At 72.6% G+C, this 23,290-nt stretch carries 21 protein-coding genes, 1 tRNA gene and 1 pseudogene; 13 read left to right on the top strand and 10 right to left on the bottom strand.

Annotated features, from left to right (window positions below; genetic code table 11):
- Window positions 1-63: 63 nt before the first annotated feature.
- The 4 genes from K4S16_RS19975 (at window position 64) to K4S16_RS19960 (ending at window position 3,843) form a co-directional block, all read left to right on the top strand.
- Window positions 64-687 carry an RNA polymerase sigma factor gene (locus tag K4S16_RS19975; protein ID WP_149260491.1) on the top strand — a complete coding sequence of 208 codons (624 nt, stop codon included), beginning with the start codon at window positions 64-66 and terminating at the stop codon, window positions 685-687.
- Entirely contained in the window at window positions 680-1,846 is a 1,167-nt protein-coding gene (locus K4S16_RS19970; RefSeq protein WP_149260490.1) for a CU044_5270 family protein, read from the top strand. Before K4S16_RS19975 ends, K4S16_RS19970 begins: the two co-directional genes overlap by 8 nt.
- 135 nt (window positions 1,847-1,981) lie before the next feature.
- Window positions 1,982-2,620, top strand: coding sequence for an RNA polymerase sigma factor (locus K4S16_RS19965; RefSeq protein ID WP_149260489.1), 639 nt, complete (start codon window positions 1,982-1,984; stop codon window positions 2,618-2,620).
- Window positions 2,617-3,843 carry a hypothetical protein gene (locus K4S16_RS19960; RefSeq protein WP_149260488.1) on the top strand — a complete coding sequence of 409 codons (1,227 nt, stop codon included), beginning with the start codon at window positions 2,617-2,619 and terminating at the stop codon, window positions 3,841-3,843. Before K4S16_RS19965 ends, K4S16_RS19960 begins: the two co-directional genes overlap by 4 nt.
- A 43-nt stretch (window positions 3,844-3,886) precedes the next feature.
- Here K4S16_RS19960 and K4S16_RS19955 read toward each other — a convergent pair whose 3' ends face one another.
- Window positions 3,887-4,600 carry a TetR/AcrR family transcriptional regulator C-terminal domain-containing protein gene (locus K4S16_RS19955; protein ID WP_149260487.1) on the bottom strand — a complete coding sequence of 238 codons (714 nt, stop codon included), beginning with the start codon at window positions 4,598-4,600 and terminating at the stop codon, window positions 3,887-3,889.
- A gap of 111 nt (window positions 4,601-4,711) precedes the next feature.
- Between K4S16_RS19955 and K4S16_RS19950 the strand changes: the two genes are divergently transcribed.
- The 3 genes from K4S16_RS19950 (at window position 4,712) to K4S16_RS19940 (ending at window position 7,957) form a co-directional block, all read left to right on the top strand.
- Window positions 4,712-6,214, top strand: a complete 1,503-nt coding sequence (locus K4S16_RS19950) for an MFS transporter (protein WP_149260486.1) — start codon at window positions 4,712-4,714, stop codon at window positions 6,212-6,214.
- Between the two features lie 85 nt (window positions 6,215-6,299).
- A complete protein-coding gene (locus tag K4S16_RS45095) occupies window positions 6,300-6,869 on the top strand; it encodes an RNA polymerase sigma factor (RefSeq protein ID WP_235036930.1) in 570 nt (189 codons plus the stop codon).
- Window positions 6,870-6,871: 2 nt separating this feature from the next.
- Window positions 6,872-7,957 (top strand): CU044_5270 family protein, encoded by a 1,086-nt coding sequence (locus K4S16_RS19940; protein WP_149260484.1) that lies wholly within the window; start codon window positions 6,872-6,874, stop codon window positions 7,955-7,957.
- Between the two features lie 4 nt (window positions 7,958-7,961).
- Here the strand turns inward: K4S16_RS19940 and K4S16_RS19935 are convergent, their stop codons facing one another.
- Window positions 7,962-9,503 (bottom strand): 3-hydroxyacyl-CoA dehydrogenase, encoded by a 1,542-nt coding sequence (locus K4S16_RS19935; RefSeq protein WP_149260483.1) that lies wholly within the window; start codon window positions 9,501-9,503, stop codon window positions 7,962-7,964.
- A gap of 163 nt (window positions 9,504-9,666) precedes the next feature.
- On the opposite strand from K4S16_RS19935, the gene K4S16_RS19930 reads away from it, so the two are divergent.
- Both K4S16_RS19930 and K4S16_RS19925 read left to right on the top strand, forming a co-directional pair.
- Window positions 9,667-10,875: an acetyl-CoA C-acetyltransferase gene (locus tag K4S16_RS19930; RefSeq protein WP_149260482.1), complete on the top strand. Its 1,209-nt coding sequence runs from the start codon at window positions 9,667-9,669 to the stop codon at window positions 10,873-10,875.
- Between the two features lie 90 nt (window positions 10,876-10,965).
- Complete coding sequence (locus tag K4S16_RS19925) at window positions 10,966-11,616, top strand: hypothetical protein (protein WP_149260481.1); 651 nt, start codon at window positions 10,966-10,968, stop codon at window positions 11,614-11,616.
- Here the strand turns inward: K4S16_RS19925 and K4S16_RS19920 are convergent.
- Entirely contained in the window at window positions 11,613-12,212 is a 600-nt protein-coding gene (locus K4S16_RS19920) for a TIGR03086 family metal-binding protein (RefSeq protein ID WP_149260480.1), read from the bottom strand. The two genes, K4S16_RS19925 and K4S16_RS19920, sit on opposite strands and share 4 nt — an antisense overlap.
- A 285-nt stretch (window positions 12,213-12,497) precedes the next feature.
- On the opposite strand from K4S16_RS19920, the gene K4S16_RS19915 reads away from it, so the two are divergent.
- Window positions 12,498-14,645, top strand: a complete 2,148-nt coding sequence (locus tag K4S16_RS19915) for a (Fe-S)-binding protein (RefSeq protein WP_149260479.1) — start codon at window positions 12,498-12,500, stop codon at window positions 14,643-14,645.
- Window positions 14,646-14,693: 48 nt separating this feature from the next.
- Here K4S16_RS19915 and K4S16_RS19910 read toward each other — a convergent pair whose 3' ends face one another.
- On the bottom strand, window positions 14,694-16,508 hold the full coding sequence (locus K4S16_RS19910) for a BTAD domain-containing putative transcriptional regulator (RefSeq protein ID WP_149260478.1): 1,815 nt from the start codon (window positions 16,506-16,508) through the stop codon (window positions 14,694-14,696).
- Between the two features lie 154 nt (window positions 16,509-16,662).
- Between K4S16_RS19910 and K4S16_RS19905 the strand changes: the two genes are divergently transcribed.
- Together K4S16_RS19905 and K4S16_RS19900 are read left to right on the top strand one after the other, a co-directional pair.
- Complete coding sequence (locus K4S16_RS19905) at window positions 16,663-17,433, top strand: hypothetical protein (RefSeq protein ID WP_149260477.1); 771 nt, start codon at window positions 16,663-16,665, stop codon at window positions 17,431-17,433.
- A gap of 129 nt (window positions 17,434-17,562) precedes the next feature.
- Entirely contained in the window at window positions 17,563-18,300 is a 738-nt protein-coding gene (locus K4S16_RS19900; protein ID WP_149260476.1) for a ZIP family metal transporter, read from the top strand.
- A 51-nt stretch (window positions 18,301-18,351) separates the two neighbouring features.
- Here the strand turns inward: K4S16_RS19900 and K4S16_RS19895 are convergent, their stop codons facing one another.
- The 4 genes and pseudogenes from K4S16_RS19895 to dcd all read right to left on the bottom strand — a co-directional run bounded on the left by K4S16_RS19895 (window position 18,352) and on the right by dcd (window position 22,209).
- The gene (locus K4S16_RS19895) at window positions 18,352-19,239 is read right to left on the bottom strand and encodes a glycine betaine ABC transporter substrate-binding protein (protein WP_149260475.1); all 888 of its coding nucleotides are present in this window, start codon (window positions 19,237-19,239) and stop codon (window positions 18,352-18,354) included.
- Between the two features lie 48 nt (window positions 19,240-19,287).
- Window positions 19,288-20,064 (bottom strand): annotated as a pseudogene (locus K4S16_RS19890) (ABC transporter permease); the annotation flags it as partial.
- Between the two features lie 127 nt (window positions 20,065-20,191).
- Window positions 20,192-21,451: a glycine betaine/L-proline ABC transporter ATP-binding protein gene (locus K4S16_RS19885; RefSeq protein WP_149260474.1), complete on the bottom strand. Its 1,260-nt coding sequence runs from the start codon at window positions 21,449-21,451 to the stop codon at window positions 20,192-20,194.
- A 182-nt stretch (window positions 21,452-21,633) separates the two neighbouring features.
- On the bottom strand, window positions 21,634-22,209 hold the full coding sequence (gene dcd, locus K4S16_RS19880; RefSeq protein ID WP_141579376.1) for a dCTP deaminase: 576 nt from the start codon (window positions 22,207-22,209) through the stop codon (window positions 21,634-21,636).
- Window positions 22,210-22,291: 82 nt separating this feature from the next.
- Here dcd and K4S16_RS19875 point away from each other — a divergent pair.
- Window positions 22,292-22,365, top strand: a tRNA-Gly gene (locus K4S16_RS19875).
- A 63-nt stretch (window positions 22,366-22,428) separates the two neighbouring features.
- Here K4S16_RS19875 and K4S16_RS19870 read toward each other — a convergent pair.
- Together K4S16_RS19870 and K4S16_RS19865 are read right to left on the bottom strand one after the other, a co-directional pair.
- Window positions 22,429-22,989 carry a tyrosine-type recombinase/integrase gene (locus K4S16_RS19870; protein ID WP_149260473.1) on the bottom strand — a complete coding sequence of 187 codons (561 nt, stop codon included), beginning with the start codon at window positions 22,987-22,989 and terminating at the stop codon, window positions 22,429-22,431.
- A gap of 21 nt (window positions 22,990-23,010) precedes the next feature.
- Window positions 23,011-23,247 carry a hypothetical protein gene (locus K4S16_RS19865; protein ID WP_149260472.1) on the bottom strand — a complete coding sequence of 79 codons (237 nt, stop codon included), beginning with the start codon at window positions 23,245-23,247 and terminating at the stop codon, window positions 23,011-23,013.
- Window positions 23,248-23,290: the final 43 nt, after the last annotated feature.

Here is a 23,290-nt window from a genome sequence, read left to right as displayed (position 1 = left end):
AAGCGGTGGGGGGCTCCGGGTGATACGTCAGTGACCGCCGCCCGCGCCACGGAAAGGCAGCACATGACAGGGGAACCCCTCACCGCAGACCCGCCCCGGGACGGGGGTCCGGGGCGGGCCGACCACTCCGGCGTCATGCGGATGTCCCTGCGCGACCCCGAACGGTTCGGCGAGATCTTCGACGCCTACTTCGCCGAGATCCACGGGTACGCGGCCAAGCGGCTCGGGCCGGACGCCGCGTCCGACGTCGCCGCGCAGACCTTCCTGGAGGCGTTCCGCGTGCGGGCGCGCTACGACGCGTCCCGCGCCGCCGTCCGGACCTGGCTCTACGGCATCGCGACCAACGTGATCAGCAAGCACCGGCGCGGCGAGGTGCGCGGCCTGCGGGCGCGGGCGCGGCTCGGCCCCGTCCAGGACGAGGCCGGGCACGCCGACCGGGTGGACGCCCGGGTCAGCGCGCAGGGCCTGCGCGGCCGGCTGGCCGGGGCGATCGCCGGGCTCTCCGCGGGCGAACGGGACGTGCTGCTGCTCGTCGCGCTCGCCGACCTCACCCACGAGGAGGTCGCCGCCGCCCTGGACGTCCCGTACGGGACGGTCGGGTCGCGGCTCAGCAGGGCCAGGAAGAAGGTGCGCGAGGCGCTCGGCGGCACCGACCCGACGCGTGATCTGGAGGACGACCATGGATGAGCTGCGCGCGATCAGCGAGGCGTACGGGGAGCCCGCCCCGCCGACGCTGCGGGAGATGACCGAGGCCCGCGCCCGGATGTTCCAGGAGCCGGCGTCCCGCCGCCGCGTCCGGCTCGGATGGCGGTTCAAGGCGGGGCTCGGCGTGGTCGCCTCCGGCGCGGCCGTGGCCGTCGCGGTGACGGTGACCGGGTCCGGGTCGCCCGCGCCGCCCGCGCCCGCCGTCGACCTCGGCCGGCAGGCCGTGCTCGCGGCGGCGGAGAAGGCCGCCGCGCAGCCGACCGGCAAGTACTGGTTCTCCGACCAGATCCAGGGCCAGTCGTACATCATGCGGCCGAAGACCGGCGCGTACGCGATCGTCGGCGCGCACAGCGAGACGTTCTTCTGGTCGGCGGCCGAACGGGGCGGCGGGAACGTGGGCTACGGCCGGGACCTGCCCGCCAGGCCGTTCACGGAGCGGGACGCGGCGGCGTGGCGGCGCGCCGGCTCGCCGAAGGAGTTCAGGGTCTGGTCGAACGACCACTACTGGACCTACGCCCAGAAGGCGACGAAGTGGGAGACGGACGATCCCGACGGCGAGGGCGGCGGGAGGTTCTACGTCCAGGGGACCGGCGGCAAGGAGCTGACCGTCGAGGAGATCCAGAACCTGCCGGACGATCCTGACGCGCTGGCCAGGATGTTCTTCACGCTGGACACGCCGAGGGACCGGCTGATCGCCAGGCGGGCCAAGCGGGCCTCGCCCGCGTTGCCCGCGTCGCGCTGGCTCGGGGTGACCGCGTCGCTGCTGGAGGACGTCCCGCTGCCGCCCCGGGTCCGCGCGGGGCTGATGCGGGCGCTGGCCGCGCAGCCCGGCGTCCGGTCGCTCGGCGCCGCGACCGACCCGCTCGGGCGGACCGGCGTCGCGCTGGCCGTCGACAACCCGGTGGCGAAGGTGGACGGGGAGTTCGGCGCGCCTCCGCAGGAGCGGGGGGAGTACCGGTCGCGGTCGGAGCTCGTCTTCGACAAGGAGACCGGTGAGCTGCTCGCCGAGCAGGACGTGCTGACCGTGCCCGGCGGCGCCTACCGGGAGCAGCCCCCCGGGTTCGTGATCAACTACTGGGTCGTCCGCGACACGGGGTGGACGGACACCGTGCCGAAGCCGCCCGCGAAGCTGCCCTTCTGAGCGGCCGCACCGCGCAGGCCTCCCGCGCCCCCCGCCCGACGTCCGGGCGGGGGGCGCTTCCGCGTGAAGGGGGATCCGGGGATCGGTTGAGAGCGGGATGACCGAGAACTCCCCCCGACGACGAGGATCACCTTCATGGCCTCTCACCCCCCGCCGGATCCCGGGGCGCGGCGCGGCGCGGCGCCGGCCGCGTCCGGCGCCGACGCCTCCGACGCGGCGGCGATCGTCCGGTCGCGGCGCGAGCCCGCCGCGTTCGCGGAGATCTTCCACCGCCACTTCGCCGCGATCCACGGGTACGCGGCGCGGCGCCTCGGCGTCGACGCGGCGGACGACATCGCCGCGGAGACCTTCCTCGCCGCGTTCAACAAGCGCGGCCGGTTCGACCCCGACCGGGGGTCGGTCCGCCCGTGGCTGTACGGGATCGCGACCCGGCTGATCGGGCTGCACCGGCGCGCGGAGGGCCGCCGCTACCGGGCGCTGGCGCGCACGCCCGCCGAGCACGTCCAGGACGGGCACGAGGACCTGGTCACCGCGCGCGTCACGGCCGGCGGCGCGGGCGAGGACCTCGCCGCCGCGCTGGCCCGGCTGCCGCGCGGGGACCGGGACGTCCTGCTGCTGGTGGCGCTGGCCGACCTGACCTACGAGGAGGTCGGGCAGGCGCTCGGCCTCAAGACCGGCACCGTCGCGTCCCGGCTGCACCGTGCCCGGCGCCGCCTGAGGGAGTCGCTCGGCGGAACCCATCCCGCGCTGATCGTTGAGGAGAAGCCCGCGTGAACGAGACCGACATGAACGAGAAAGCCCGGGTCCGGCGGCTGCTGGGCGAGCCGCCGCCCCCGTCGGCGGACGCTTCGGCGCGGGCGCTGGCGATGCTGGAGGACGCGATGGCATCGGGCGGCGGGCGCCTGCGGTCGCCCCGGACGGGCTTGCGGCGCTTCGGGTGGCCGGTCCGGTTGGGGGTGGGGCTGGTCGCGGCCGGCGCCGCCGCGGCCGTCGCCATCGTGGCCACCGGCCAGGGCTCGCCGGGTTCGTCGCCCGGCACGCCTCCCGGGGCCGTCGACCTGAACAAGCAGGCGGTGCTCGTGGCGGCGGACAGGGCCGCCGAGCAGCCGACCGGCAACTACTGGTCCGCCGAAAGGATCAGCGGCCAGGCCTACGTCGTGCGGGCGAAGACGGGCACGTACGCGATCTTCGGCGCGCACAGCGAGATGTTCCACTGGGCCGGTGCCAGGAAGGGGATGGGCGAGGCGTACTACGACCGCGACCTCCCCGCCCGCCCGCAGACCCCGCGGGACGAGGCGCTGTGGCGCAGGGCCGGTTCGCCGTCGTCCATCCGCGTCTGGTCGGGCGACGCCTACCACACCTACACCACCAAGGCGACGAAGTGGCGGGTGAACGGTCCCAACGTGGGCGTCGACCCGAAGGGCGGCGGGAGGTTCTACGGCTTGGGCAGCGGCGGGGCCTCGCTGGGAGATCTGCGGAACCTGCCGACCGACCCGGCCGAGCTCGCCGAGATCCTCAGCCCCGCGGAGATGGAGCGGGCGGTGAACCCGAATGGGTCGGGGGGCAAGAAGCTCAAGGAGGGTGTCATCCCCCGCCTGCAGATGCGCCGGACGTCGACGCTGCTGTCCGCCCCGGTGTCGTCGAAGGTCCGGTCAGGTCTGATCAAGGCACTGGCCGCGCAGCCGGGCATCCGCGCGATCGGCCGCGTGACCGACCCGCTGGGGCGCCGGGGGGTCGCGCTGGCCACGCCCGACTGGGCCATCACGGAGACCGGTGAGTTCGGTACGCCGAAGGCCCAGCAGGGGACGTACCGCTCCCGCAACGTGATCGTCTTCGACGAGCGCACGGGCGCGCTGCTGGCCCTGGAGGACCAGCTGACCGAACCGGGCGGCCCGTACGCGGAGATGAAGCCGGGCTTCGTCATCTCCTACGAGGCCGACCGCTCGCCGCGCTGGACGGACACCAGGCCGAAGCCGCCCGCGGAGCTGCCCTTCTGACCCGCTCCCGACCCGCCCTCCGCCGCCGCGGGCCTCCCGTCCGCTACCGGGCGGGGGGCCTGCGCGCTTCCAGGCCGTCGAGGACGCAGTCGAGCCCGAAGGCGAAGCGGCCCTCCAGGACGTCGCCGGTCTCCTTCATCCAGATCTCCCGGATGTGGGACGCGAGGCCGGGGCGCTCCTCGTCCAGCCGGTTCAGGTAGGGCCCGAGGTTCTCGACCCATTCGGCGGCGGACGTGCCGGGCTGGCTGCGCTGCCAGCTCGCCTCGCTGCCGGCCGCGCCGATGACGTAGTCGACCACCGCGGACCAGGCGTACTCGAGGTCGAACCCGGTGAACCCGGCGGCGCGGAACGCGGCGAGGACCTCGTCCAGGACGCGGGTCGAGTTCGGGCCGATCATCGGGCGGCTGCCGAACAGCGTCACCGTCCACGGATGCCGGTGGATCATCGCGCGGAGGCCGCGCGCGTAGCCGGTCGCGGCGGCCCGCCAGCCGCCGCCCGACGGGACGGCCACCTCGGCCATGACCCGGTCGAGGGCGAGCTCCAGCAGCTCGTCCTTGTTCGCGACGTGCCAGTACACCGACGTCGCGCCCGAGTTCAGCCGGGTGCCGAGGCGGCGCATGCTGAGGCCGTCCAGCCCCTCGGCGTCCAGCAGATCGAGCGCGGCGTCGACGATCTGATCCCGGCTGAGGGCGGGCTGGGCGCGTCGCGCGCGCTCCGGCCGCATCCAGACGGACGGCGCCCTGCTCTTGTCGGCCATCGGCACATCCTCCCTCTCTCGTACACAGTACCGGGATTTGAACACCGTACGAGGCAAGTCATACAGTGTGCGAGTCAACTCGAACGCTGTACGAGAAACCAGGGAGTGACCATGAGCGAGCCGCCGTCCCCGCATCCGCGGCGCTGGCAGATCCTCGGCGTGCTGTGCCTCAGCCTGTTCGTCGTCGTGGTCGACAACACGGTCCTCAACGTGGCGATCCCGTCCCTGCTGCGGGACCTGGACGCCACCACGTCCGACGTCCAATGGGTGATCGACGCCTACTCGCTGGTCTTCGCGGGGCTGCTGATCACGGCGGGCGGCCTCGGCGACCGGCACGGGCGCCGCCGCGCGATGCTGATCGGCTTCGCGCTGTTCGGCACCGGGTCCCTGCTGGCCGCCTTCGCGGAGGGCCCCGCCCAGCTCGTGGCGATGCGGGCGCTGATGGGAGTGGGAGGCGCGTTCCTCATGCCGGGGACGTTGTCGATCATGGCGCAGGTCTTCGGCCCGGACGAGCGTGCCAAGGCGTTCGCCATCTGGGGCGCGACGTCCATGGCCGGGCTCGCCGCCGGACCGACGCTCGGCGGGGTCCTGCTGGAGCACTTCTGGTGGGGCTCGGTCTTCCTGGTGAACGTGCCCGTCGCCGCGGCCGCCGTCGCCGGGCTGCTGGCCGTCGTCCCCGAGTCGCGCGGGCCGCGCCGCCGCGCGGACGTGCCCGGCGCCGTGCTGTCCACGGTCGGCATGTCGGCGCTGGTGTGGGCGGTCATCTCCGGCCCCGCGCACGGCTGGACCGGCGCCCGCGTGCTCGGCGGGCTGGCCGTCGGCGCCGCCGCGCTCGCCCTGTTCGCCGCCTGGCAGCACCGCAACCCGGAACCGATGCTCGACCTGCGCCTGCTGCGCGACCGCGCCTTCTCCGGGGCCGCCGCCATGATTTCGCTGTTCGGGTTCGCGCTGTCCGGGACGCTGTTCGCCCTGACCCAGCTGCTCCAGTTCGTGCACGGCTACGGGCCCCTCAAGGCCGGGCTCGCGCTGCTGCCCGTCGCCGTGTCCGCCGCCGCGGGCAACGGCCTCGGCGCGTCGCTGGAGTCGCGTTTCGGCGCCCGCCCCGCGCTCGTCGCCGGGTTCTCCGTCCTCGCGGCAGGGTTCCTGGCCCTCGGGCTGACCGGACCGGACGACGGCTACGCCGCGCTCGCGACCGGGCTCGTCGTCATCGGCTTCGGCGCGGGACTCGGCGCACCGCCCGCCTACAGCACGCTCATGGCCGCCGTCCCGGTCGAGGAGGCCGGGGTCGGCTCGGCGGTGAACGATGCCGGGCAGGAGCTCGGCAGCGCGCTCGGCGTCGCCGTCCTCGGCAGCGTCGTCTCCGCCGCCTACGCCCGCGGCCTGCCGGACTCCGCCCCCGCCGCCGCCCGCCGCTCCCTCGGCGAAGCCCTCGGGGTCGGCGACCCCGGCCTCGCGGACGCCGCGAAGGACGCCTTCGCCCACGCCGTCTCCGTGGGCTCCCTGGCGGCCTCCGGCGTCATGCTTGCCACCGCCCTCTTCGCGGCCCTCGTGCTGCGCGGCGCCGCGACGTCCGCCGGAGGCGCCCGGCCGGAGAAGGTCCCCGAATCGGCGTGAAAGCGGATCCGGGGAACGGCGGAGTAAGGATGACGACCATCCCCCCGGAGGTGCCCATGCCGGACCCCGCACAAGGGGCGGACGAGTGACCGCCCCGACCGAGACCGAACGGGTGGACGACGAGGCGCTGCTCGCCTCGTCCGTCCGCGACGGCGACCGCTTCACCGCCGTCTACGACCGCCACTTCGCCGACGTCCACCGCTACGTCGCCGGACGGCTCGGCCCGCAGACCGCCGACGACGTGGTCGCCGAGACGTTCCTCGCCGCGTTCCGCCGCCGCGCCGCCTTCGATCCGGCGCGCGGCACCGTCCGGCCCTGGCTGTTCGGGATCGCGACCAACCTGATCGCCCAGCACCGCCGCGCCGAGACCCGCCGCTACCGGGCGCTCGCCAAGGTCGGCGCGGACCGCGACCCCGGCGGCCACGAGGACCGCGTGGCCGCGCGGGTGACCGCCGAGGGGATGCAGCCGCGGCTCGCCCGGGCCCTCGGCGGGCTGTCCCGCAAGGACCGCGACGTGGTGCTGCTCGTCGCGCTCAGCGGCCTCACCCACGCCGAGGTCGCCGAGGCGCTCGGCGTCCCCTACGGGACCGTCGGCTCCCGTCTCAACCGTGCGCGCGGGAAGCTGCGCGCCGCGCTCGACACGGAAGGAACCTGACCATGGACGAACTCCAGATGATCGCCACGATGCTGGACGAGCGGCCGGAGGAGGGCGCGGCGGCGCGCGGCCGGGCCCGGCTGGAGCGCGAGATCCGCTCGCCCCGGCGGGCGCCCCGGCGCACGTTCCGGACGCCCCGGCTCGCCCTCGGCGGATTCGGGCTCGCCGTGGCGGCCGCCGCGGCCGCGGGCGCCGTCGTGCTGTCGTCCGGCACGACGCCCCGGGCGCCCGACCAGCGCACCGCGTCCCCGGGGTCGGCCCGCACCGTGCTGCTGGCGGCGGCGACCAAGGCGGAGGGCGCCCCGGCCGGTCGCGGACGGTACTGGTCGGCCGTCACCAGGGAGGGCGGCCACGTGATCGTCGGCGATCGCGAGTACTACTCCGTCCGGGAGATCGGCCTCTGGGACGCCGGGCCCGGCAAGCACGCATGGGTCGGCGGGCGCCGGGTCAGCAGCCGCGACCTCGGCCCCGCGCCCTCCGGCGGCCCCGTCATGTCTCCTGGGCCCGGTGCGTCCGGCGAGCCGTCGCCGCACCGCACCGGGTCGTCGGCGGGCGGCGCCACCCCCTGGACGAGGTCGAAGGTCAAGGGCGGAGAGGCGTTCCGGCTCGCCGACTGGGAGGGCGCCACGGCACCCGACGTGCGGAGACTGCCCGCCGACCCGCAGCGGCTCCGGCGGTTCCTGGACCGGGCCCTCGAACAGGTCCCGGGCCGTGTCGACTCCGCCGAATGGCTGATGAGCAACGCGCAGAAGATCGGCGCGGCGCCGGTGCGGCCGGAGGTGCGCGCCGCGGTCTACCGGCTGCTCGCCGATTCGCCGGGCATCCGCACCCTCGGGCCCGTCACCGACCCGCTCGGCCGGCGCGGCGACGGCGTCGCCCGGCAGGTCCGCACGGGCGACACCGTCGTGGAGGAGCGGCTGGTGATCGACCCGGCGAGCGGGCGGCTCCTCGCCCAGGAGTCCGTGATGGTGAAGCCGGGCAGGGCGGCGCGCGGCACCAGGCCCGGCACGGTCTTCTCCTACAGCGCGCTCGTCTCCTACGGCTGGACGGACGAGGTCCCCGCCTACCCCGTCGAGCCGACCGGCTGAGGCGCTAGCCGAGCAGGTCGGACGGTGCGGTCCCGGTCTCGGTGAGGGGCAGGCCGAGCGACACCCGCTCGTCCAGCCAGGCGCTCGGACGGTAGCGCGGGTCGCCGGTCGACTCGTGCATGTGGACCAGGACCTCGAACACGCGCTCGGCGCCCACGTGGTCGCCCCACTCCAGCGGTCCGCGCGGGTAGCCGAGCCCGAGCCGGACGGCGGTGTCGATGTCGGCGGGACTGGCCAGCCGCTGCTCGGCGATGCCGCAGCCCACGTTGACGATCGACGCCAGCAGCCGCGGCGCGACGGCGACGGGCGCGTCCCGCACGACGGTCACCGGCCGTCCCGTGGCGAGCAGGGCGGCGAGCGCCGCGCGGCCCGCCTCCGGGTCGAGCGCGGGCTGCACGGTGAGGGTGATCCGGCCGAAGAACCCGAAGAACCCGTCGATCCCGAGGGTCCGCTCTCCGGGGAGGCCGTTGGCGACCTGCTCGGCGACGCTCATGTCCGCCGTGGCCTCGACCAGCAGGACGGCCTCCTCGGACGGCTCCTCGTCCGCCTCGACCTCCACGCCGGCCTCGGACAGCAGCATGCCCAGCGTCTCGCGGTGCTGCGGTTCCTGGAACCAGACGGGCCGGAAGTCGGTGGCCGGGGCACCGGCCTCGGCGGGCTCCTGCTTCACACCGTCCACGTACTTGTAGAAGCCCTCGCCGGTCTTGCGTCCGAGGAGCCCGGCCTCCATGCGGGCCCGGCCGATCCTGGACGGGCGGAACCGCGGCTCGGTGTAGAAGCCCGTCCAGATGGACTCCATCACCGGGTGCGACACGTCCATCCCGGTCAGGTCGAGCAGCTCGCACGGCCCCATCTTCAGGCCGAGCACGTCGCGGGCGATCCGGTCGATGTCCACCGGTTCGGCGACGCCCTCGGACAGGATCTGCAGTGCCTCCGTCACCAGGCCGCGCCCGGCGTGGTTGACGAGGAAGCCGGGCGCGTCCGGTGCGAGGACGGGCGTGTGGCCGAGACGCCTCACGAGGTCGGCGAGCGCGTCCGGGATCCACTCGGCCGTGCGCGCCCCCGGGATCACCTCGACGACCCGCATCAGCGGCACCGGGTTGAAGAAGTGCAGCCCCGCCACCCGGGACGGGTCCTCCAGCGCGGCGGCGATCGCCGTCACCGGCAGCGAGCTGGTGTTGGTGGCGAGGACCGTGTGCGCCGGGCAGACCTTCTCCAGCGACCTGAACAGCTCCCGCTTGGTCTCCATGTCCTCCCGGACGGCCTCCACGACGAGGTCGCAGTCCTGGAACGGGGTGAGCGGCTCGCCGACCGGCCGGAGCCGCCCCTTCGCCGCCTCCGCCTCGTCCGCCGTCATGCGCCCCTTCGCGGCGAGCCGGTCGAACATGCCGCAGACGTACTCGGCCGCCTCCATCACGGCCTCCGTCCGGATGTCGGCCAGCTCCACGGTCAGCCCGCCCGCCGCGGCGAGTTGCGCGATCCCGCGCCCCATCGCCCCGGCCCCGATCACCCGGATCGTCGTCGCCCGGCCCGCCCACTGCTCCACGTCGCCTCCCGCACTCGTCCGGCCCTCCGGCCCACGTCCCGGTTCGCCACCGCCATGGGTACCAGCATTCAACCCTCCGCGGGACGCGAGCCCGGACGCCGCCCTCCAGGGCGGGGGCCGTACCCTGCGAAGTGCCCGCGACCCCCGTCCCGAGGAGCCCACCATGCGCGACGCGGTGATCTGCGAACCGCTGCGTACCCCCATCGGCCGGTTCGGCGGGGCGCTCAAGACCGTCACGTCCGCCGAGCTCGCCGCCACCGTCGTCCGCGCCCTGGTCGAGCGCACCGGCCTGCCGGGGGACGCGGTCGACGAGGTGATCCTCGGGCACTGCTACCCCACCTCCGACGCCCCCGCCATCGGACGCGTCGCCGCGCTGGACGCCGGGCTGCCCGTCACGGTCGGCGGCAGCCAGCTCGACCGGCGGTGCGGGTCCGGGCTCCAGGCCGTCGTCAACGCCGCCATGCAGATCCAGACCGGGGTCAGCGACGTGATCATCGCGGGCGGGGCGGAGAGCATGAGCGGCGCGCCCTTCTACACGACGGCGGCGCGCTGGGGCGTGCGCGGGCCGTCCCTGGAACTGCACGACGCGCTCGCGCAGGGCCGGGTGACCGCCGGGGGCGTCAACCACCCCGTTCCGGGCGGGATGCTGGAGACCGCCGAGAACCTGCGCCGCGAGTACGGCATCGGGCGCCAGGAGCAGGACGAGCTGGCCGTCCGCTCCCACCAGCGCGCGGTGGCCGCCCAGCGGTCGGGGGTGTTCGCCGAGGAGATCGTCCCGGTGACCGTCCGGTCGCGGAAGGGGGACACGGTCGTCGACACCGACGAGCACCCGCGTCCCGACACGACGGTCGAGGGCCTGGCGAAGCTGCGTCCCGTCCTCGGCAGGAAGGACCCCGAGGCCACCGTCACGGCGGGCAACGCCAGCGGCCAGAACGACGCGGCCGCCGCCTGCGTCGTCACCACCCCCGAACGCGCCGCCGAGCTGGGCCTGCGGCCCCTCGTCCGGCTCGTCTCGTGGGCCCGCGCCGGGGTGCCGCCCGAGACGATGGGGATCGGTCCGGTCCCGGCCACCGCCAAGGCCCTGGACGCCGCCGGCCTCGCCCTCGCCGACATCGACCTCATCGAGCTGAACGAGGCGTTCGCCGCGCAGGTCCTCGCCGTCACCCGCGAATGGGGCCTGAAGGACGCCGACTGGGACCGCGTCAACGTGCACGGCTCCGGCATCTCCCTCGGCCACCCCGTCGGCGCGACCGGCGCCCGCGTCCTCGCCACCCTCGCCCGCGAGATGGACCGCCGCGAGGCCCGCTACGGCCTGGAGACGATGTGCATCGGCGGCGGCCAGGGCCTCGCCGCGATCTTCGAGCGGGTCTGACCGAACACCGCGGGGGCCGCCGGCGTCTGAAGGGCCATGAATCCGAGGTGCGAACGGTGTGACGGCCCGCTGGTCCCCGTGGTGGCCGGTATGCCCGTCGGCGACGGGCCGTACCGGCGGCACGAGAGCCGTGAGGTCTACTACACGGGCGACTGCATGGGCCGCCCCGAGCCCTGGTGGTGCTGGTCGTGCGAGCGGTTCGCCGACCCCGAGCCGCGTCCCCCGCGCTCGATGACCGTGGAGGGCTACCAGCTCTCCGTGCTCCGCGACATGCGCGGCATCGCCCCCGAGGCGCTCCCGGAACCGCCGGCCCCGTATGACGACCCGCCGGCCGGCCTGGTGGAGGAGGCCGGCCGGTGGGCCGCCATGGAGGCGCCGAAGATCAAGGACCTGGCGGCGGTCCTGGGCGATCCGGTCGGCGGCGGCCCCTCCCGGCACCGGTTCGCCCTCCCGCTCTGGCCCGACTTCTGGCTGGAGCACACCAGCCTGGACACCGAGACCGGCGACTACGTCCTCGACCGGCGGTTCGTGCGCCGGGCGGGTGAGCCGATGCGGTCGGCGGACGGCATGCGCCCCTGGTCGGTCCTGAGGCCGGAGGCCGAGGCGTTCTTCGGCTGGGAGCCCACGCGGAGTCCTTACGCCTACTACCACGTCGTGCCGTTCCAGCTCGACGGGCGGCCGATGGAGGCGTACTTCGTCCACGACCTTCTCGTGCAGGTCTCGGAGCCCTCGGAGGACTAGCTCCGCTCCGCCGTCCAGGACGGGTCCCGGCCGGTCATGGCGATGAGGCGGTCCAGCGCGGACGCGTCCGCTCCCGCGTCGACGGCCGGTCCGAACAGGCCCGGGATGCCCTGGCCGCCGCTCTGCTCGACGGCCGGGGCGACGAAGGCCAGGCACGCCTCGATCTCCTCCTTGCCGACGTCGTAGGGGCGGCCGGTGGCGCGGGAGACGTCCCAGCCGTGCACGATCAGCTCGTTCATCGCCACGTTGCCGGCCTGGTCGCCGGGGAGGTCGACGCCGCCGGCCTGGGTCATGCCCTGCCACGCGTCCGGGGAGCGCCAGGCCGCCGCGAGCGCGTCGAGCCGCTCGGGGACGCGGGCCCGCCAGTCGGGGTCGAGCCGGGCGGCGTCGGCGGACGGCGGCTGCGACGGGCCCTCCGGGAAGTCCTTCTTCGCCGCCCAGGTGAAGGCCAGGGCCAGGCCGTTCACGTGGTCGACGAGGGCGCCGAGCGACATGCCCTCGCAGGGCGTCGGCCCGGTGAGCCGGGAGTCGGGCACGTCGGCGAGCAGCCCTGCCATCCGCCGGGCGGCGGGGCCGAGGTCGGGCATCGGGGTCATCGGGAGTCCCTCCGTATCGGATACCGCTGGACGGGACGCGGGTGGACGCGTCCCGCCACGTGGTATGGACTCGTGATCCGGCGGATACTCATCGGTGCGCGGGTATTGGCGAGGGTATGCGGCGGAGATCGAAGGCCTTGGCGGTCCGGAAATCGGCACAGATGGTGCTGACCAGGGGATGTGACGCGTAAGCTACTGCCGAGTAGTATTCGGCCCCGGATGGAGAGCAGTCTGACGCGAGCCCTACGCTGGCTGCCATCGCCCGTACCCCAGGAGGACGGAACAGTGTTCTGGATCACGTTGGTCATCGGGCTCGCCGGAACGGCGGTCGCGCTGGCGCTCGCCGGGAGGCGAGTGCTGTTCCTGTACGCGATCGCCAAGAGCGGGCAGCCGGACCCCCAGCGGACGCTGCAGGTCAAGCGTGAGCCCGCCAAAGCGGTGGAGGGCCAGGCCGTCGAGGTCCTCGGCCAGCGCAAGCTGCTGAAGTGGACGCTCGCCGGAGTCTCGCACGCCGCGGTCATGTGGGCCTTCATCCTGCTGATCACGGTCTACCTGGAGGCGGCCGTCGCGCTGCTGTTCGGGCTGGACGCCAAGGTCCCGGGCCTGCAGACCTGGCCGCCGATCGGCTTCGTCCAGGACACGATCGCGCTCGCCTGCACCGCCGGCCTGATCGTCTTCACCGCGATCCGGATCAAGAACTCGCCGAAGCGGCTGGACCGCAAGTCCCGGTTCAAGGGCTCGCACCTGTCCGGCGCCTGGATCACGCTCTTCATGATCTTCAACGTGATCTGGACGATGTTCTTCTTCCGCGGCGTGGAGTGGGCCAGCGGCAACCTCGACTACGGCAGGGGCGCCTACTTCTCCTACGCCGTCGGGCACCTGTTCGATGGGCTGAGCGACCACACGCTGGAGGTCCTGGAGTCGGTCGGCCTGCTGCTGCACATCGGCGTCGCGCTGGTCTTCCTGGTCTTCGTCGTCCACTCCAAGCACCTGCACATCTTCCTGGCCCCGCTGAACGTCATGTTCAAGCGCCGCCCGGACGGCCTCGGCGCCGCGCAGCCGATGATGTCGGGCGGCAAGCCGCTCGACTTCGAGGAGGCCGACCCCGACGAGGACGTCTTCGGCCGCGGCAAGATCGAGGACTTCACCTGGAAGGGCTTCCTCGACATGGCGACCTGCACCGAGTGCGGTCGCTGCCAGTCGCAGTGCCCCGCCTGGAACACCGGCAAGCCGCTGTCGCCGAAGATGCTCGTCCTGGAGCTGCGCGACCACGCGCTGGCCAAGGCGCCCTACTTCACGGCGTCCGAGGACCAGCAGCAGAAGTTCACCGACGAGCAGAAGCTCGCCATGGAGGTGGACAAGGCCCTCGTCGGCGACGACGGCGTCATCCACCCCGACGTCCTGTGGTCCTGCACCAACTGCGGTGCGTGCGTCGAGCAGTGCCCGGTCGACATCGAGCACATCGACCACATCCTGGACATGCGCCGCTTCCAGGTCATGATCGAGTCCTCGTTCCCGTCCGAGGCCGGCGTCATGCTGAAGAACCTCGAGAACAAGGGCAACCCGTGGGGCATGTCCGAGATGAAGCGCCTCGAGTGGATCGAGGAGCTCGACTTCGAGGTCGACGTCGTCGACGACAAGGTCTCCGAGGACACCGAGTACCTGTTCTGGGTCGGCTGCGCCGGCGCTCTGGAGGACCGCGCCAAGAAGACGACCAAGGCCGTCGCCGAGCTGCTGCACATCGCGGGCGTGAAGTTCGCCGTCCTCGGCCCCATGGAGGCGTGCACCGGTGACCCGGCCCGCCGCCTCGGCATGGAGTTCGTCTTCCAGATGCTCGGCCAGCAGAACGTCGAGACGCTGAACGACGCGGGCGTCAAGAAGATCGTCGCGACCTGCCCGCACTGCTTCAACACCCTGGCCAACGAGTACCCGCAGATCGGCGGGAACTACGAGGTCGTCCACCACACCCAGCTGCTCGCGCACCTCGTCGAGGAAGGCAAGCTCACCCCGGTCACGCCGATCGAGGAGAACATCACCTACCACGACCCCTGCTTCCTCGGCCGCCACAACAAGGTCTACAAGCAGCCGCGCGACATCATGGCGACCGTCCCCGGCGTCAAGACGCAGGAGATGCACCGGCACAAGGACCGCGGCTTCTGCTGCGGCGCCGGCGGCGCCCGGATGTGGATGGAGGAGCGCATCGGCAAGCGGATCAACACCGAGCGCGTGGACGAGGCGCTGGAGACCAACCCCGACACCGTCTCCACCGCGTGCCCGTTCTGCCTGGTCATGCTGGGCGACGCCATCAACGAGAAGAAGAACGCGGGCGACGCCAAGGAGTCGCTGGAGGTCGTCGACGTCTCCCAGCTCCTGATCCGCTCCATCAAGGGCGAGGGCACCGCGCCCGAGAAGGAAGCGGTCGCCGCCGAATAGCGCGGAACGGATCAGACCCCCGGGCCTCACGGTCCGGGGGTCTTTCCGTCACCGGGTCCAGGTGCCGGGAGGCGGGCCTGGGGGCGCCGCGCCGTCCGCCGGCGCGTCCGGTTCCCCCGCCGCGGCCGGCGGGAGCGCGACGAGCACGTCGCGCAGGGCGTACACCGCCTGGTACGGGAGGATGTGCCGGGTGGCGAGGTCGTCGACGGTGCTCAGGGGGCCGTGCGCCGTCCGGGCCAGCACGACCAGCTTCGCGTGGTAGGGGTCCAGGCCGGGCAGCGTGGCCAGCAGGTGCTCCGGCGCCGAGTTCACGTCGACCAGGCCCCCGTCGTCGAACGCGCGGGGCAGGTCGGGGCGTCCGATGCCGAGCATCCGGGCGACCGCCGGGTGGTGCGCCGCCAGCGAGCGGGCCTGCTCCCGGCGGACCCTGCGCTCGATCAGCTCGACGTCGAGCGCGGTCGGGCCCGCGCCGTGGGGCCCGGACGACGCCGGTTCGGCCGTGAGGAGGGCCAGCTGGAGAGAGCCCCCGAACGTCGTGCCCAGCAGCGAGAGGGTCAGCGGGAGGTCCCACCATCCGGGGTGGTCCGGGTCGGTGATCTCGACGCCGGTGAAGAAGACCACCGTCATCACCAGGTAGGCGAACGCCATCAGCCCGAGCGCGAGGCTCCTGCGCCGTCCAGCGAAGTACCCGATCAGGGCCCAGGTGGCGGCTCCGAAGCTGAGCATCGGGACGGTCACCAGGATGATCCGCCCCCACGGGAAGCGCCGTCTCCGGGGCGCCGCCCATGCGGCGTGCGCGGGGCGACCGTGGTCCGCCGGTATGACGCCGACGGGCGGGGGGCCGTACACGGGCGGGTGGGCCGGGGCGGACGCCGGGAGGAAGGGGGGCGGGAGCGGCGCGGCGCTCCCCTCGGCCCGGGCGGGTACGGCCGGCGAGTCGGGCGGAGCGAACGAGGGCACGGCGTGCGCGGCCGGCGGTGACACGTCGTCGTCTCCGGGGCGCGCGGGAAGATCGTCGGTCGGCGGTTCGGGCGGGGGATCGCCCGCCCCCTCCGGCTCGCGCGCGGGCGGTGAGGCCAGCGCCGGATCGGAACGCAGGATGCCCAGATGCAGGCTCTGGAGCCGTTCGCCCGGCTCGACGCCGAACTCCTCGGCGAAGTAGGCGCGGGCGTCCCGGTAGGCGGCCAGGGCCTCCGCCTGCCTGCCGCACCGGTAGAGGGCGAGCATCAGCAGGTAGCGCAGCCCTTCCCGGAGGGGGAACTCGGCGACCAGCCGGATCAGCTCGGGCACCAGCTGCGCGTGCCGCCCCAGGTCGAGCCCGACTTCGGCGCTCGCCTCCAGCGCCGCCGCCCGCTCCTCCTCCAGGCGGTCCCGCGCCGCGTCGAAGAACTGGCCGTTCAGCCCGGCCAGCGCCGGGCCGCGCCACATGGCCAGCGCCTCGTGCAGCAGGGCCTCGGCCCGCCCCGCGTCGCCCGCGGCCCGCGCGGCCTGGGCCTCCTTCACTTGGTCCTGGAACACCTCGGCGTCCAGACCGTCGGGCGGGACGTTCAACGCGTAGCCGGCACCGGTCAGCCTCAGCAGACGCCCCGGAGTACGGGGCGAGCGCTCGGGCTCCAGCACGCGGCGCAGACCGGCCACGTACTTCTGGACGACGTTCGCGCCGTTGTCGGGAGGCTCGTCGCCCCAGACCGCCGCCACGATCGAAGCCGTCGACACCGCCCGGTTGGGCGTCAGCAGCAGGACGGCGAGCACCGCACGCTGCTTGCCCGGGCCCAGGTCGAGTTCCCGGCCGTCCCGCCACGCGGCCGGCCGGCCCAGGATCTCGAAGCGCATAGCGGACCCCTCGCCCGGCAGCGCGACCACCCCCGCTCCTCGTCATCGGCGCCTGCGCAGTCGTTCCGCAGCCCGGGCGCAGTGACGGCAGCATAACGACAGCGGTTCGACAACGGCATCAAGCAGTCTCTTTTCGGACAACGGGGGCGATTGCCCCGTGAAGAAATAGCGAAAGGACTACGGGGTGTCTCATCACCGACTGCGGGCCGGCCGCGCGCCGGGCCTGTCGGCCGCGCTCCTGCTCACGGTGGCGTTCGCCGTGGGCTGCGGCCCGGCCGAGAACAAGGAGACGGCGAAGGCGGCATCCACGCCGGCCGCGCGCTCCGCCGCTCCCACGCCCGCCTCCGCGATCCCCAACGGGGTGGAGAAGCTGAACCCGGCCGAGATCCTGAGCCGCGCACGCAAGGCGACGGCGTCGGCGAAGTCACTGCGGATGCGGGGGCAGGTCGAGGAGGAGGGCGAGAAGTACGCGCTCGACTTCCGCTACGCGGGGAAGGCGAAGGCGACCGGATCGTTCGGGATGGGGGCCCAGAACATCCAGATCACCAGGATCGGCAAGGACCTCTACTTCAAGGGCGACGACGCGTTCTGGAAGTCGATCGGCGGGAAGCCCGCGGTGCAGCTGCTGTCCGGCAAGCACCTCAGGACGACCGTCAAGAACCGCGAGTTCAAGGAGATCGCGCTCTTCACGGACCGGTCGGCCCTGCTCACCGAGGCCGTGAAGGAGCTGGACGGCTGGAAGAAGGGCACGACCGGGACGGTCGGCGGCATCCCCACCGTGGCGCTGGTCGCCTCGACCGGGGACAAGATCCACGTGGCCACGCGCGGTGAGCCCTACGTGCTGCGGCTCGACGGCGGCGCGGGGAACCAGGTCGACTTCCTCGCCTACGACCAGCCGGTGGACGTCCGGCGGCCGCCGGCGAAGACCGTCGTCGACGCCGACGCGCTGAACTGACCCGCCGTCCGCTCGGAGCATCGCGCGGCGGGGCGCGACCGGCGAGCGGACGGCGGCATCCCGCCGGTGGGTCCGCCCCCGCCGCCCGGAGGGGGATTGGGGCGGTCGGCGCGCTGGTAAAACCCAGGGATGGCCGTGCTCGTGTCCGTCCTCGCGTTCCTGATGACGCTCGCGGGCGGCCTCACGGCGATGCGGGTCCGCGACCACCGGCACCTCGTCCTCGGCCTGGCCGGCGGGCTGATGCTCGGCGTCGTCGCGTTCGACCTGATCCCCGAGTCGCTGGAGCTGACCCGGCACCGCCCGTTCGGCGTCCCCGCCCCGATGATCGGCTTCGCGGCGGGGTTCGTGCTGCTGCACGTCGTCGAGCAGGCGGTGGCGATCCACCGCGCCCACGAGGAGGAGTACGCCCCGCACGCGCACGTCCACGGCTCCGGCTCCGGCGGGCTGCTCGCCGCGCTCGCGCTCGTCGTGCACAGCCTGGTGGACGGCCTGAGCATCGGCTTCGGCTTCCAGACCGGGACCGAGACGGGGGTCTTCGTGGCGCTCGCCGTCGTCACCCATGACTTCGCGGACGGCTTCAACACCTTCACCGCCGCCTCGCTGTACCGCGGCGACCGGCGCCCCGCCGTCCTGCTGCTGCTCGCCGACGCCGCCGCCCCGGTCGCCGGGGCGGCCATCGGCATGCTGGCGACCGTCCCGGACGCCGTCCTCGGCCCCTACCTCGGCGTCTTCGCAGGAGTCCTGCTCTACCTGGCCGCCGCCGAGATCCTGCCCGAGGCGCACAGCGTCCATCCGCGGATCATGACCCTGGCCGCCACCGGGCTCGGCCTGGCCGCCGTCCTGTTCAGCGTCGGGCTCGCGAGCTGAGAAAGGGCCGCCCGGAAACCCGGACGGCCCTCTCTGGGAACGTTCCCGGCGTCAGCCGGTCAGCGAGGTGGCGTAGCTCTGGTTCGTCTTGAGCCACTCGTCGACCGCCTGGTCCGGCTTGCCCTTGTACTGGTTCTCCATCAGGTCCTCGAGGGCGCCGAGCTGCTTGTCGTCCATCTTGAACTTCTTCAGCCAGCCGGTGACCTCGGGCTGGTCCTTGCCGAAGTCCCCACGGGCGACGGTGTAGATGCCGTCCGGCTTGCCCATCGCGCCCTTCGGGTCCTGCAGGTCGCGGATGGGGTACTTCGAGTACGCCCAGTGCGGGCGCCACAGCGTGACGACGATGTCCTTCTTCGCGTCGATCGCCTTCTTGAGCTCGGTCAGCATCGCCGCCGTCGAGGACGTCGTCACCTTGTACTCGTCCTTCAGGCCGTACGCGGGGAGCATCTTCTCCTGCGACACCCGGTACAGGCCGGAGCTCTTCTCGATGCCGACGATCTTGCCGCCGTACGCGCCGCCCTTGCCCTTCAGGTCGTCGAGCGTCTTCAGCGGGGAGTAGTTCGGGACCGCGATCGTCAGCGGCGCCGAGTCGTACCAGGCGCCGACCTTCTCCAGCTTGTCGCCGTACTGCTTCCAGTAGTCCTCGTGCGTGCCCGGGAGCCAGGCGTCCACGAAGAGGTCGACGTCGCCCTTCGCCATGCCCGCGTAGAGCGGGCCGGTGTCGAGGGTCTTGACGTCCACCTTGTAGCCCTTGTCGGTGAGGAGCCGCTTCCACAGGGCCGTGGCGGCCTCACCCTCGGCCCAGCCCGCGACCATGCCGATGGTGATCTCCTTGCCCTTCCCACCCCCGCCGGAGTCGGAATCACCGCACGCCGTGGCGCTCAGACCGAGCGTCAGCGTCAGCGCGGCGACCGTCAGGCCCTTCAACTTGAAGCGCATGCCCATCCTTTCGTTCGCTTACAGGGGGTTATGTGGGGGGAGCGGAAGTCAGTTGCCGCCGACGCCGGCCATCGCGGCCTCGCCGGCGCGGGGGCGGGTGAACAGCGCGCGCATCATGCTCGGGCCATCGCCCAGCGCCCCGGTCAGGCGGTCCAGGTAGATGGCGAGGACCACGACCGCGATCCCGCCCTCGAAGCCCTTGGCGACGTCCACCCGGTTGATGCCCTCCAGCACCTCGCCGCCGAGGCCGCCCGCCCCGACCATGCCCGCGATGACGACCATGGACAGCGACAGCATGATCAGCTGGTTGACGCCCGCCATGATCGACGGCATCGCGAGCGGGATCTGGATCCGGGTCAGGATCCGGCCCGGCGGCGTGCCGAACGCCTCGCCCGCCTCGACCATCTCCGGGTCCACGCCGCGGATGCCGAGCTCGGTCAGCCGCACTCCCGGCGGCATCGCGAAGATCACCGTCGCCACCACGCCGGGCACCGAGCCGATGCTGAAGAAGAAGATCGCCGGAATCAGGTACACGAACGCCGGCATCGTCTGCATGAAGTCGAGGACCGGGCGGACGATCCGGCTCACCATGTCGCTGCGCGCCGCCGCGATGCCGATCGGGATCGCCACCACCGTCGACACCAGCGCCGACACGAGCACCAGGGCCAGCGAGTCCATCGCGGGCTCCCACAGCTCCATGCTGTCGACCAGCGCGAACCCGAGGACCGTGAACAGGGCGAGCCTCCAGCCGCTCACCACCAGCGCGATCAGTGCCAGCACCAGCGTCAGCCCCAGCGGCGGCAGGACCGTCAGGACGCTCGTCAGCCCGTCCACCGCCGCCTCGATCGCCGAGCCGATCCCGTCGAACAGCCACGACAGGTTGTCGGTGCACCAGCTCACCAGGCCGTCGAACCACTCGCCGACCGGCACCCGGGGCAGCTTCATCGCCGCGTCAGTCGTCGTCACCGCTGCCACCCTCCTTCGTCAGCGCCAGTTCCGGCTCGTCCTCCTCGACCATCTCCTCCACGTGGGAGTTGATCGCGCCGAGCGCCGCCAGCAGCGTCACCCGGGGGATCACGCCGAGAAGCGTCCCCTTCTCGTCCGCCACCGGCACCGGCAGGTCGCTCTCGGCGACCCGCACGAACAGGTCGGCGACCGGGGTGTCCGGCGCGACCGGCGCCGGGTCCTCCGGGTCGATCAGGCCGTCGAGCGTCTGGACGTTCTCCTGCACCGCGTCCGCGATGACCGTCGCCCGCACCCGTCCGACGAGCTTGCGGTCCCGCCCGACCACGAACGCCGCCGAGGTCTGGTGCTCGCGCATCGTCCTGAGGGCCGTCCGCGGTCCGGTCGATGCCGGCACCGTGACCAGCGGCTTCTCCATCACCGAGGCCGCCGTCAGCACTCTGGTACGGTCCACATCCGCGACGAACTGGGCGACGTAGTCGTTGGCCGGGTCGGTGAGGATCTCCTCGGCCGTCCCGATCTGCACGATCCGCCCCTCCCGCATCACCGCGATGCGGTCGCCGATGCGCATGGCCTCGTTCAGGTCGTGGGTGATGAAGACGATCGTCTTGCCGAACCGGCTCTGCAGATCGAGCAGCAGGTCCTGGACCTCCCGGCGGATCAGCGGGTCCAGGGCGCTGAACGCCTCGTCCATCAGGATGATGTCGGTACCCGAGGCGAGCGCGCGGGCGAGCCCCACCCGCTGCTTCATCCCGCCCGACAGCTCACCGGGGAGCTTGTTCTCCCAGCCTTCGAGACCCACCAGCGCCAGGAACTCCCGGGCGGTCCTCTCTCGTTCCTCCCTGGGAACGCCGCGGACCTCGAGCCCGTACGCCGCGTTGGCCAGGACCGTCCGATGGGGGAACAGCGCGAAGTGCTGGAAGACCATGCTGATCTTGTGCTGCCGGAGCGCGCGCAGCGCCTTCGGCGGCAGCTCGGCGATGTCCTGGCCGTCGATCTCGACACTTCCGGACGTGACCCCGAGCAGTCCGTTCAGCGTCCGGATGAGGGTCGACTTCCCCGACCCCGACAGGCCCATGACCACGAAGATCTCGCCCTGCCGGACCTCGAACGTGGCGTCCACCACCGCCGGTGTGACCCCGAGGTCGCGGATCGCCGACAGATCAGCGCCCGCCTTGAGTTTCCGCTGTGCCTCGGCCGTCCTGCGGCCGAAGAGCTTGGTGACGCTTTCCGCGCGGAGTACTGACACGATCTCCTTCCGGGTTCCCACGCCGGTGCGCGGAAACGGGTCGCCTCGTCCGTGCAGGCACCCGGCCCTCAGGTAAAGAGGGTGTCAACCGAACGCCATGCCTGTGCGTCGCCCGAAACTACCCGTCCAGAGAACATGTTTCATCTTTTGGTGACTTGCGTCACGTTCGGGTAACGAAGCGACTACACTTTCGTCCGGTGAAAGTTCTGGTACGACCGCGAGGGCGTCGGCCCCCGCTGGTCCTGGTACCGCGACCCGTACTTCGCCGACCCGTAGGGGTACTCCGCCGGCGAGCTCGTCCGGAACAGGCACATCTGCCCGATCTTCATCCCCGGCCACAACTTGATCGGCAGCGTCGCCACGTTCGACAGCTCCAGCGTCACGTGCCCGCTGAACCCCGGATCGATCCACCCCGCCGTCGAGTGCGTGAGCAGCCCCAGCCGCCCGAGCGAGCTCTTCCCCTCCAGCCGCGCCGCGAGATCCTCGGGCAGCCCGAACACCTCGTACGTCGAGGCCAGCACGAACTCCCCGGGATGCAGCACGAACGCCTCCTCGGCGTCCACCTCGACCAGCCGCGTCAGATCCGGCTGCTCCACAGCGGGATCGATGTGCGGATACCGGTGGTTCTCGAACACCCGGAAGTACCGGTCCAGTCGAACGTCCACACTGGACGGCTGGACCATGACCGGCTCGTACGGGTCGATCTTGACCCGCCCGGACTCGAGCTCGGCCCTGATATCGCGATCGGAGAGCAGCACCCCAGAAAGCTATCCCACGCCACGCCCCCACCGGCGATCCGGTACAGTAACCAAGGCACGGGCACCGTCAAGGCCGCCCGACGCGGGTGTAGTTCAATGGTAGAACTTCAGCTTCCCAAGCTGACAGCGCGGGTTCGATTCCCGTCACCCGCTCCACCACGAAGGCCCAGGCCAGGGACATCATCCCCGCACCTGGGCCTTGATCGTTTCTGGCTGTCTTCACAGCCAGGCCATTGGCGGGCCATTAGGCAACCGGCACCGGTGCCCGCCCGCTCCGCCGTCCTGGCCCTCGTCGTCGCCGCGCTCTTCCCGAACAAGGGCATCGAGGCCGTCAGCGATGATGCGGTCACCCTTGGCAGACCGGTGCTGGTAGCGCAGCGCCGCCCGCTCATTGTCGTGGCCCATGCGCGCCATCAGGCTCTTGGTCGAGACGCCCATGTCCGCGGCGAGCTGGCTACCGGTGTGCCAGAGGTCATGGAAATGCAGGTTCGGGACGCCGGGTGCGTTCACCACGTGGCGCCAGTTGGTGACTTTGTTGAACCCGCTACGGCGCAGCGACCCGCCCCTGAGCCCCGTGAAGACCGGGGCTTGAGGTTCCTTGCCTGTGTACTTGTCCAGGTGCGCCGTCAGGTGGGGGACGATCGCGGCCGGAATGGTGACCGTCCGAACTCCCGCCTTTGACTTCGGAGGCCCGAGCAGCATCTGACCGTTCGCCCGTTCCACGTAGGCGTGACGAACCCGGACGGTGCGCGCGGTGAGGTCGACATCGCAGCGGCGCAACGCCGATCTCGCCCCATCGCATCAGGCCCCGCCCGTCCTCCGCAACGAGCGCGCCGCAGCCACCCACTCATCCAGCGACACCGCCACCCGCGACACGGCCAGGCCGACATCCGAGCACGGCGCCAGCAGCACCCCCGTACTGGAGCGGAACCACCACCGGCCATCCCCGCGGACCACGGTGACGCTCTCGCCCACGCCCGCAACGTCGGGGAAGTGCACCCGCAGCATGGGCAGGGTCTTGGCGTACCGTCGCTCCACACGCCACCCAAGCCTCCGCAACGCCCGCGCGAGCCGATTCAAC

The sequence above is a fragment of the Actinomadura sp. K4S16 genome (assembly GCF_008327685.1).
Lineage (GTDB): Bacteria > Actinomycetota > Actinomycetes > Streptosporangiales > Streptosporangiaceae > Spirillospora.
This window is presented reverse-complemented; position numbering and strand designations above follow the sequence as displayed.